The following is a 12,988-nucleotide window of genomic DNA, read 5'->3' as shown; positions in this document are numbered from 1 at the left end:
AAAGATATTTCATAAATTGCATTATTAGCTGAAAACTTGAGCTAAAAATGCGTACTCAAAAAGAAAAAAACGTTTTTCGAGCAAGTGGCTGACTGTTAGGTTTGATTTGCTTAATCGTCAAAGTAAGTGTCCTTTTCGACAGTAAAATCCCTCATCTGCCATACCTGTATATTTTTTGACCACTATCCAATCCATTACGAGTAAAAACACTATGAAGAGCCTCAAGAGATTATTTGGCCGCAAATCTACTCGCAAGTTCAAGCGCCGTTTACCATTCCGGATTTCTCGTCCGATTGGATATGCAAGTCACGTTGAGCGTCTGGAAGACCGAACTCTGCTGGCCAGCAACATTCTGGCTTCGCTGGACAGCTCCGTGAATCAGCCAAATGATTCGACAGAACTGCTGCTGACCGTGGGACCTGGCAGTACACCAACCCTGGGATTCGAAGTTCATGGCACTTCGGGATCGTTTGATCCCGCGGCCGTTCAGATTCTGGATGCCAATACCAATGCGGTGATTCCGCTGAACCTGGCAGAAAATAATCATGGTGGGACGACCGATTCGCTCACGCTGGCGACACTGGCACCGGGCGAATATTCGATTTTTGTGTCTGGTCAGACAGCTGCGACAGGTAATTTCACCATTGATATCTTCATGCCGGGTGACTCGGACGGCAGTGGTTCGGTCAGTGACACCGAATACCAGTATGCGCTGGCTGCTTCCTATCAGAACCTGTTCGGCTTCAATCACTACACGTCACAGCTGATCCAGTCGATGGGGCTGGATCCGACGAAAAACTATTATTCTGAAGAGCAGGACAGCGATAAAGATGGCGACATCGACAACCACGACCTGGAGATGATGAACAGCAACCGGAATGTGCCTCCGCTGCAGCTGGAGCTGATCGGGGACCAGGATGCGCCAGCGGTCGTCGCCGGCCTGCTGATTGATTCCGGGGTTTCGAATTCTGATGGCATCACCAATGATCTGACCATTGTGGGGAATGTCACCGACGAGAGCCTGATCACGCAGTTCAAAGTCGCCCTGGATGGGGGCAGCTTTGTTGATATCTTCGGGCAACTTTCCGGCGGTGCGAGCGGTGGTACATTCACGCTGACCCGCAGCTGGCTCGAAACCAATCTGAATGGTGGCTCTTCCCTGGAAGGGGGCGTCCACACACTGCACTTCATGACGGCTGACGAGCATGGCAATGTCAGCGCGCCTGGCGACTTTGACGTCAGCTTCGAACTGGATGTGACTGATCCGACTGTGGCATCCCCGATTGGGAACCAGACACTCAATGAAGACTTCGTCAGTTTCAACCTGGGACCATTCACAGATTTCTTCAATCAGAATGGGGGAACCCCGCTCAGCTACAACGTGTATTCGATTACCAGTGCGATTGTCGATTTTGATTTTGCCACAGACGAACTGATCTTAACTTCCAAACAGGATGCGAATGGATCGGCTGACATCGTCATTCAGGCCATCGACGCTGCCGGAAATGCCGTCCTGTCGAATACCTTCACTGTTACTGTGAACGCGATCAACGATGCTCCCGTGGCTGTCGATGACAACCTCGCCACTCCTGAAGATTTTGAGCTTGATTATTTAGCTCCGGGAATTCTTACGAACGACACGGATGTGGAGAATGATCCTCTGACGGTGACGGAAGTCAATGGATCCGCAGGGGATGTGGGGAATGAGATTACCATCGGCGCAGGTGGAAAACTGACGATTAATTCAACTGGTGCTATGTCCTTTGATCCAGACGGCGCCTATGAATACCTGGCCGTTGGTGAGACCACTACTGAGACATTTACCTACACAGTCAGTGATGGCAACGGTGGGACCGATACAGCAACGGTGACCATTACCATCATTGGTGTGAACGATGATCCGACGGCCGCTGACACAGGCATCGCGGCAACCGAAGATGGTGGCACGGTAACGACCGGCGTACTGACCGGCGATGTAGACAGTGATGATGATGCCACGACCTTGACTTATGTAATTACTGCTCAGCCGAGCGAAGGTTCTGCCACCTCCAACGACGACGGGACGTTTACGTTCGATCCGGGGAGTGACTTCCAGGACCTGGCAGTCGGTGAAACCCGCCAGGTGACTTTTACTTATACCGCCACCGATTCTCACAGTGCCGTGAGCAACACGGGGACCGTGACGGTGACCGTGACCGGTGTGAACGATGATCCGACGGCCGCGGACGTCGGGATTGCCGCGGTTGAAGATGGTGCGACCGTCGATGGTTCATTCGATGGTGACGATGTCGATTCTGATGACACACCAGCGAGTCTGACGTATGCGATTACGAGCACACCGTCCGAAGGTGGCGTCGTGAATAACAATGATGGCAGCTTCACGTTCGATCCGGGGAGTGACTTCCAGGATCTGGCAGCCGGTGAAACCCGCCAGGTAACCTTCACTTATACCGCCACCGATTCCCACAGTGCCGTGAGTAACACGGGGACCGTGACGGTCACCGTGACCGGCGTGAACGATGATCCGACGGCCGCTGATACAGGCATTGCGGCGACGGAAGATGGTAGCACAGTAACGACTGGCGTACTGACCGGTGATGTGGACAGTGATGATGATGCCACGACCCTGACTTATGCAATTACGGCTCAGCCGAGCGAAGGTTCTGCCTCGTCGAATGATGACGGGACGTTTACGTTCGATCCGGGGAGTGACTTCCAGGATCTGGCAGCCGGCGAAACCCGCCAGGTAACCTTCACCTACACCGCCACCGACTCGCACAGTGCCGTGAGCAACACGGGGACCGTGACCGTTACCGTGACCGGCGTGAACGATGATCCGACGGCCGCTGACACAGGCATTGCGGCGACGGAAGATGGTAGCACAGTAACGACCGGCGTATTGACCGGTGATGTGGACAGTGATGATGATGCCACGACCTTGACTTATGCAATTACGGCTCAGCCGAGCGAAGGTTCTGCCTCGTCCAATGATGATGGCTCCTTCACCTTCGATCCAGGTTCTGACTTCCAGGACCTGGCTGCCGGTGAAACCCGCCAGGTGACCTTCACCTACACGGCTACCGATTCCCACAGTGCCGTGAGCAACACGGGGACCGTGACGGTGACCGTGACCGGCGTGAACGATGATCCGACGGCCGCTGACACAGGGATCGCTGCGACCGAAGATGGTGGCACGGTAACGACCGGCGTATTGACCGGCGATGTGGACAGTGATGATGATGCCACGACCTTGACTTATGCGATTACTGCTCAGCCGAGCGAAGGTTCTGCCACCTCCAACGACGACGGGACGTTTACATTCGATCCGGGTTCGGATTTCCAGGATCTGGCAGTCGGTGAAACCCGCCAGGTAACCTTTACCTACACGGCTACCGACTCGCACAGTGCCGTGAGCAACACGGGGACCGTGACGGTGACCGTGACCGGCGTGAACGACGATCCGACTGTCGCGGATGTCGGGATTGCCGCGGTTGAAGATGGTGCGACCGTCGATGGTTCGTTTGACGGTGCCGACGTAGACTCTGATGACACGCCCGCGAGCCTGACGTATGCGATTACGAGCACACCGTCCGAAGGTGGCGTCGTGAATAACAATGATGGCAGCTTCACGTTTGATCCGGGGAGTGACTTCCAGGATCTGGCAGCCGGTGAAACCCGCCAGGTAACCTTCACCTACACGGCTACCGATTCCCACAGTGCCGTGAGTAACACGGGGACCGTGACGGTCACCGTGACCGGCGTGAACGATGATCCGACGGCCGCTGATACAGGGATCGCTGCGACGGAAGATGGTGGCACGGTAACGACCGGCGTGCTGACCGGTGATGTGGACAGTGATGATGATGCCACGACCTTGACTTATGCAATTACTGCTCAGCCGAGCGAAGGTTCTGCCACCTCCAACGACGACGGGACGTTTACGTTCGATCCGGGTTCGGATTTCCAGGACCTGGCAGTCGGCGAAACCCGCCAGGTGACCTTCACCTACACGGCCACCGATTCCCACAGTGCCGTGAGCAACACGGGGACCGTGACGGTCACCGTGACCGGCGTGAACGACGATCCGACCGTTGCGGACGTCGGGATTGCCGCGGTTGAAGATGGTGCGACCGTCGATGGTTCATTCGATGGTGACGATGTCGATTCTGATGACACACCAGCGAGTCTGACGTATGCGATTACGAGCACTCCCTCGGAAGGTGGTGTTGTGAATAATAATGATGGCAGCTTCACCTTCGATCCGGGGAGTGACTTCCAGGACCTGGCAGCCGGTGAAACCCGCCAGGTGACCTTCACCTACACGGCCACCGATTCACACAGTGCCGTGAGCAACACGGGGACCGTGACGGTTACCGTGACTGGCGTGAACGACGATCCGACGGCCGCTGACACAGGCATCGCGGCGACCGAAGATGGTAGCACGGTGACGACCGGCGTGCTGACCGGTGATGTGGACAGTGATGATGATGCCACGACCTTGACTTATGCAATTACGGCTCAGCCGAGCGAAGGTTCTGCAATCTCCAATGATGATGGCTCCTTCACCTTCGATCCGGGTAGTGACTTCCAGGATCTGGCAGCCGGTGAAACCCGCCAGGTGACCTTCACCTACACGGCCACCGATTCGCACAGTGCCGTGAGCAACACGGGGACTGTGACGGTGACCGTGACCGGGGTGAACGATGATCCGACGGCCGCTGACACAGGCATTGCTGCGACCGAAGATGGTAGCACGGTGACGACCGGCGTACTGACCGGCGATGTAGACAGTGACGATGATGCCAACACGTTAACCTATGCAATTACTGCTCAGCCGAGCGAAGGCTCTGCCACCTCCAACGATGACGGGACGTTTACGTTCGATCCGGGGAGTGACTTCCAGGATCTGGCAGCCGGTGAAACCCGCCTGGTAACCTTTACCTACACGGCTACCGACTCTCACAGTGCCGTGAGTAACACGGGGACCGTGACGGTCACCGTGACCGGTGTGAATGATGCTCCGACGGCCGCTGACACAGGGATTGCGGCGACGGAAGATGGTAGCACAGTAACGACCGGCGTACTGACCGGTGACGTGGACAGTGATGATGATGCCACGACCTTGACTTATGCAATTACTGCTCAGCCGAGCGAAGGTTCTGCCACCTCCAACGACGACGGGACGTTTACGTTCGATCCGGGTTCGGATTTCCAGGACCTGGCAGTCGGTGAAACCCGCCAGGTGACCTTCACTTACACCGCCACCGATTCGCACAGTGCCGTGAGCAACACGGGGACCGTGACGGTCACCGTGACCGGCGTGAACGACGATCCGACGGTTGCGGATGTCGGGATTGCCGCGGTTGAAGATGGTGCGACCGTCGATGGTTCATTCGATGGTGACGATGTCGATTCTGATGACACACCAGTAAGTCTGACGTATGCGATTACGAGCACACCGTCCGAAGGTGGCGTCGTGAATAACAATGATGGCAGCTTCACGTTCGATCCGGGTAGTGACTTCCAGGATCTGGCAGCCGGTGAAACCCGCCAGGTGACCTTCACTTATACCGCTACCGACTCGCACAGTGCGGTCAGCAACACGGGGACTGTGACGGTGACCGTGACCGGGGTGAACGATGATCCGACGGCCGCTGACACAGGGATCGCTGCGACCGAAGATGGTAGCACGGTGACGACCGGCGTACTGACCGGTGATGTGGACAGTGATGATGATGCCACGACCCTGACTTATGCAATTACGGCTCAGCCGAGCGAAGGCTCTGCCACCTCCAACGACGACGGGACGTTTACGTTCGATCCGGGGAGTGACTTCCAGGACCTGGCAGTCGGTGAAACCCGCCAGGTGACCTTCACTTATACCGCTACCGACTCGCACAGTGCCGTGAGCAACACGGGGACCGTGACGGTCACCGTGACCGGCGTGAACGACGATCCGACGGCCGCTGACACAGGGATCGCGGCGACCGAAGATGGTAGCACGGTGACGACCGGCGTGCTGACCGGTGATGTGGACAGTGATGATGATGCCACGACCTTGACTTATGCAATTACGGCTCAGCCGAGCGAAGGTTCTGCCTCGTCCAACGATGACGGGACGTTTACGTTCGATCCGGGTAGTGACTTCCAGGATCTGGCAGTCGGCGAAACCCGCCAGGTGACTTTTACCTATACGGCCACTGATTCGCACAGTGCCGTGAGCAATACGGGAACCGTGACGGTGACTGTAACCGGCGTGAATGATCCTCCTGTTGCTAACGATGATGCCATTGATGTGAATAAAGAAATTGTCTTTAATGGTAGTGTGCTGGTAAATAATGGCAGTGGAATTGACAGCGACCCGGACACCAGTGATAACCCGCTGCTCTTCATTTCCCAATTGAATAGTAATGCCCTGGTTGATGGGGCAACGGTCACTTTGGCCAGTGGTGCCGAGTTGACTATGCACGCTGATGGGAATTTTACATATGATCCTACGACGCTGAATCAATCCATTCTTGATTCTCTAGTCGGTACTGTTACATTCATTGATTCGTTTACTTATCAGCTCAATGACACTCATTCCGGGGTTGATGTTGCTACGGTGACGGTCACTGTTTCCGCGAATCAGTTGCCGATTGCGAATCCGGATTCTGCAGCAACTGATGAAGAAACTCCGATTCTGAATATTGATGTTTTGGGTAATGACACAGACCCGGATCAGATTACTGATCCGCCAACCGTAGCCAATCTGCCCAGCATGACTTCAACTGGTGGGGCCTCCCTGACTTTGAATCTGGATGGGACCATCGACTACGACCCCACGGGCGCATTCGATGATCTGGCAGCCGGTGCAACGACAACAGATACCTTTACCTATACCCTGGAAGATGAACGAGGTGGCCAGTCATTGGGGACCGTGACGGTCACGTTGACCGGTGTGAACGATGCTCCGACGGCAGGCGACGAAGGAATCGCTGCGACGGAAGATGGTAGCACAGTAACGACCGGCGTATTGACCGGTGATGTGGACAGTGATGATGATGCCACGACCTTGACTTATGCAATTACCGCTCAGCCGAGCGAAGGTTCTGCCACCTCCAACGACGACGGGACGTTTACGTTCGATCCGGGTTCGGATTTCCAGGACCTGGCAGTCGGTGAAACCCGCCAGGTGACCTTCACCTACACGGCCACCGATTCCCACAGTGCCGTGAGCAACACGGGGACCGTGACGGTCACCGTGACTGGCGTGAACGATGATCCGACCGTTGCGGACGTCGGGATTGCCGCGGATGAAGATGGTGCGACCGTCGATGGTTCATTCGATGGTGACGATGTCGATTCTGATGACACACCAGCGAGTCTGACGTATGCGATTACGAGCACACCGTCCGAAGGTGGCGTCGTGAATAACAATGATGGCAGCTTCACGTTCGATCCGGGTTCTGACTTCCAGGATCTGGCAGCCGGCGAAACCCGCCAGGTGACCTTCACCTACACGGCTACCGACTCGCACAGTGCCGTGAGCAACACGGGGACGGTGACCGTCACCGTGACCGGGGTGAACGATGATCCGACGGCCGCTGACACAGGCATCGCTGCAACCGAAGATGGTGGCACGGTAACGACCGGCGTATTGACCGGTGATGTGGACAGTGATGATGATGCCACGACCTTGACTTATGCAATTACGGCTCAGCCGAGCGAAGGTTCTGCCACCTCCAACGACGACGGCACGTTTACGTTCGATCCGGGTTCTGACTTCCAGGATCTGGCAGCCGGCGAAACCCGTCAGGTAACCTTCACTTACACGGCTACCGACTCGCACAGTGCCGTGAGCAACACGGGGACTGTGACGGTGACAGTGACCGGGGTGAACGATGCTCCGACGGCCGCTGACACAGGCATCGCGGCGACCGAAGATGGTAGCACGGTGACGACCGGCGTGCTGACCGGTGATGTGGACAGTGATGATGATGCCACGACCTTGACTTATGCAATTACTGCTCAGCCGAGCGAAGGTTCTGCCACCTCCAATGATGATGGCTCCTTCACCTTCGATCCGGGTTCTGACTTCCAGGATCTGGCAGCCGGTGAAACCCGCCAGGTGACCTTCACTTATACCGCTACCGACTCGCACAGTGCCGTGAGTAACACGGGGACGGTGACCGTCACCGTGACCGGCGTGAATGATCCAGTGACAGCTAAAGACGATGACATCACAACATCGAAAGATAACACGGTGAACTTCGATGCTCGCCTGGACAACGGGAATGGCCCCGATCTGGATCCGGACACGAGTGATATGCTCTCCGTCTTTGAAATTACGGATACCACTCTCGGAACTGTCGCGGCAACCGTGGGGGGAGCGATTACCCTGGATTCGGGAGCGACCCTGACTCTGCAGACCGACGGAACATTGACTTATGATCCGAACGGTCAGTTCTCGGGCCTGGTACTGCCGACAGATACCGCGACGGATACCTTTACCTATTCGATCAGTGACGGAAATGGCAGCTCGGATACCGCTACGGTCACTGTGACGGTTACCGGCAGCAATGAACTGCTGGAACTGACGACACCGCTGCCTGATATTTCCAGTGACGGTCTCTCACCCGAAACCATTGACCTGGATACTCACTTTAATGATCCGGATGCCGGTGATACCGTGACTTACAGTATTGTTTCGGCCGAGTTGGTAGGCGGTGGTTCTTTTCCGGCCAAGTTCTGGGTCGATAATGTTGGTATCAGCGGCAGTGATCTGAATATCACTTTTACGGATTACAAGTCCGACCAGGTCCGTCTGCCGATCGAGATTAAAGTGAAAGCTCATTCGAGCGATACACTGTCTCCGGACGTTGAGGACACTTTCATCCTGAGTCCGGATCCGCAACAGACAATCGATATCCAGCTGCTTGCCAGAAACACCGTTTCTGCAGACCGGGATTTTACTTCCTTCCGGGCAGAAGGCGGAGTGACCAGTCAGGGGGGAGCCCGTTTCCAACTGGTCAATAGTCAGCAGGATATGACGTATCTGGTTGATTTGTCAGACTTCTTCCTGGATCTGGACGGAACAGGGACGGGAGATCCCAACGATAATCTGAGTAAGTTGGAGATTATCGATACGGCAAATGGCAATAACGTCCTCTTTAAGATTTTTGATTCTGCAACAGCAGATGATAATCCCACGCTAGATACTGCCTCTTCCCTGCTGACAGGGACATGGGCAGCCGGTGAAGGGTTTACCAGTGGGATTTTAGATAAGTTCTACAACGGCGATCTGGCAGTGCGATATTCCAGTTCAGGCGGAGTGACTGGAATTGTCTCAGGTGGGAATATTATGGTCTCACCTGAAGTCGACGGTATTGGCAGTCTACCATCGCAGATCAATCAGGTGATTGAAGGTTCCTCTTATGTTGTAGAAATCTGGGTCAGCGATCAACTGGCCCAGGTGCTGGCATCTCAAACGACTGAGACACGCGATCTCGTTGCAGTCTGGCTGGACCTTGTCTGGAATGACACTAGTGCTGTACATGCCGATTTCTCCTCCGCTACGGGCGATGCGAGTGCTTTCGGAACGACCGATGATGGTGTGATTATGAATGGGGCTGGTAAAGTCGATGACATCAAGGGGTTAACCAGAATTCCCGGTTTTGGGGAGAATGGTTATGCCCGGATTGGTTATGTGAGCTTTATTGCAGATACTCCCACTCCAGATGCGGATCCGATTGATTTCTCTGTGAATTTCACTCCTGGAGATGATTCGATCACGAGAGGGACTGAGGTCGACTTTAGCCAGATTTCGATCAACGGTACCTCGGTGAACCAGATAGGGACTTCCGAATTCCTGATTCAGACGGATATGAGCAATGTGTCCGTCAACGGTACGATCAATATCAACGGCGAGGTAGTCAATCTGTCTGCTCAGGATGTCGGCCTGGACAATACCAGTGTGAGTGGTCGTCTGGAAGTGCTGTTTGATGATGTCAATAATCCCTCGACGATCCAGATTGTGGATTCGTTCATTGATGTCAATCCTGCGGGATTAGCTCTGCCTGACCGTGTAGCGGATAATGATAATCTTACTGCGGAGGAACTGGCTGACTTCGGATTGTCTGGTGTGCTGAGTAATTTCAACGGTACTGGAAACCCTGCTAACATATCGATGGCAATTCGGGATGCCCTGGTGCAGGTCCTCTCCAGCGAGCAGACCCTGGATGGCAGTGGTAACTTTGATATTTCCGAAAACTGGAATTTGACCAATGGTGATCTCTATTCCATGACAGTTGTTCCTGCTTTCGGTAATCTTGTGGTCGATGATTCTGTGGAATCCACCGCCGGTGAGATCATGACGTTCATCGATCCGGTGACCGGGTTTCCCAGCGGTTTACCTGACTGGAGCCATGCGAACCTGTCGGAAATCTCGGCAGGGCTGTATGAGCTGCTGATTCCGATCAGCCGCCAGATCAGCTTCACAACGAGTGGCGGTTATGATGTCGTACTGAACCTGACCGGCTATGCCACCGCCCGCTTCCTGGTAGATCAGGAAACGACAGATCAGTATGGCGATACGATTGCGACGGCCCAGGCCACCGGATTGAGTTCGACTTCGACTGGAACGAATACTTACTACGGAGGCATTGGCAACAATACTTCGATCGCTGATCCATTGTCCGATGTGGACATGTTCCAGGTTCAGTTGAATGCCGGTGACAGTGTGATCGTGGATGTCGATGCCGACCAGTTCGATACGGGACTGGACAGTGTGGTCAGGATCTTTGATGCTGCTGGGAACGAGGTGGCCTACTCGGATGACGACCTGGCTCCCGATGAATTCACGATCGACTTTGCTTCCAATTACGATTCCTATGTGACGTTCACAGCTTCGACAAGTGGAAACTACTATATCGGGGTCAGTGCCTATAACTTTACTGATGATCCGGCATCGTATGATCCCACCACGACCACGGGACGACCCACGGGTGTCGATCCTTCGGATGTGGGCAGCTATGACCTGCATATTACGGTTCAGAACGGTGCAGCACCGCTGCATGGAACGCAGGCTGCCGTCAGTGATGCTCCCCTGGAGGATGGCACCTCTGTCGATATGGTGGTGGTCCGTAACCAGACACAACTGGATTCCACGGGACAGACCAGCAGTCTGCCGACCAGCGATACCTGGATTGATGAGTGGAGCTCCTTCTGGGTGGAAATCTATGTCGAGACCGCAGACGCGAAAGGGATCACTGATGCGATTGCGAACCTGAACTACAACACCAATTTCTTCACGGCGACCGCGATTGAATTCGGCAACTCGTTTGCTGATAACGGCACTGCGATCATTGACGATGCGAACGGCGTGGTGACCGGCTTGAGTGGAACGGCCCAGTACGATAAGGCGGGCAATCTCAAGAAAGCTCTGCTGGCCCGCGTGAAATTTGAATCGCTGGAGCAGGATGATGTTTCGATCGACTTCGAAGACAAGTTTATCGGACCACATGCCCTGGGGCTCTCACTGAGTAATGTGAGCGTCAATCTCACAGACAATGCAGAGACGACTCTGATTGTCGGGGATGCACCCGAGACCGACCTGTGGGCGATTGCCTACGACGTCAACGACGATGATTCCATCGACTTCCGTGACCTGGTGATTCTGGCTTCGATTTATAACCAGAATGTACTCGATGCGGATTCACCCTATGTCTGGGCTCTGGATGCCGACAAGAGTGGTACGGTCAACTTCAAAGACCTGACATTCTTCGCCTCGAACTACGGAGTTCACAAAGGTGGAAATAAGGAAGTGGTCTATCCGCCTAACTTCCTGCAACGCTGGTATGGTCAGACAACCAACATCAGTGGCGACTCCTCGATTAACGACGTGATGGATACTGCTCTGGGTATCTGGCAGGATGCACTCGGAATGGATGAACCGCTGGATATCCAGCTGGTGATTACCGACCTGGGTGGCACTCAGCTGGGTGAAGGACAGATTTCGGCTGTCGATGAACAGGGACGTCCTGTGGCCGGTATTGTGACACTGGACGACGATGCGGCCGGACTGGGCTGGTACTCTGACGTCTCGACCACGGCCTTTGGTGGTGGCGATCTGGAAGGGGGCGTGTCTTACACGGCAGATATGAACTCGGATGCGGCAGGCCACTACGACCTGCTGACCGTGCTGCTGCACGAAATCGGTCACGTATTGGGCTTCACGGATACTTACGCTCCATTCGAAAGCCATGTCCAGGCAGGTGTGGGCGGTACGTTGAGCTTTGTCGGCAACGGATTTGAAGCGACACTGACGGATGATGGTCTGCACCTGGACGATACGGTGCACGCCGGCGACGTCATGAATGCGACATTGGATCCGGGTGTGCGGAAACTGCCTTCTATACTGGATGCCCTGATTCTGCAGACGGCTCATGAAACCGCAGCGACAGGAAACTTTGATATCCTGGTCGGTGCCACAGCACCGCTGACGGCCAGTGATGTACCACTGACAGGAAATGGCGATTCCGTGCTTCCCGAAGCACTCCAGCCGCTGACAACCCTGGCCGTGCCTTATACGGATGTGGTCTCTGTACCTGTCAGCTCTGAATCCGCGAGCAGCCAGGATGAGGGCAGTGGATCCAGTCTGCCTGTGGTCTGGAGACAGGTCTTGAATACGCTGAGTCAGAACCTGTCCAGCGGATCGGATCAGAGTGATCTGGATCTGACACTGCTGGATGGATTGAACGAAGAGTTCGTCCAGACACTGCGGGAAAATGGTCTGTCGATTGTCGAATCGGGTGAAATCCATTCCTTCGACTTCAGCGATCTGGATCCTGCCGACTGGCAGCTGACCGGACTGGACCAGGATGGGGACGGCGGTTTTGACGAAGTCTTCTCAGACTGGGCAGGTCCCATACTTTAAACCCGCATTTCCCAGATGACTTCCTACACTTTGGCACGTAATTTGCGCCACACCCCTACAAAACAAGGTTAT

General features: G+C 54.9%; 1 protein-coding gene. It reads left to right on the top strand.

All coding sequences use genetic code 11. The annotated features are described in order from the left end of the window. The first annotated feature begins 373 nt into the window (after positions 1 to 373). Positions 374 to 12,916, top strand: a complete 12,543-nt coding sequence (locus tag Enr10x_RS19175) for a tandem-95 repeat protein (protein ID WP_197997289.1) — start codon at positions 374 to 376, stop codon at positions 12,914 to 12,916. Positions 12,917 to 12,988: the final 72 nt, after the last annotated feature.

This window comes from Gimesia panareensis (genome assembly GCF_007748155.1).
Classification (GTDB): domain Bacteria; phylum Planctomycetota; class Planctomycetia; order Planctomycetales; family Planctomycetaceae; genus Gimesia; species Gimesia panareensis.
This window is presented reverse-complemented; position numbering and strand designations above follow the sequence as displayed.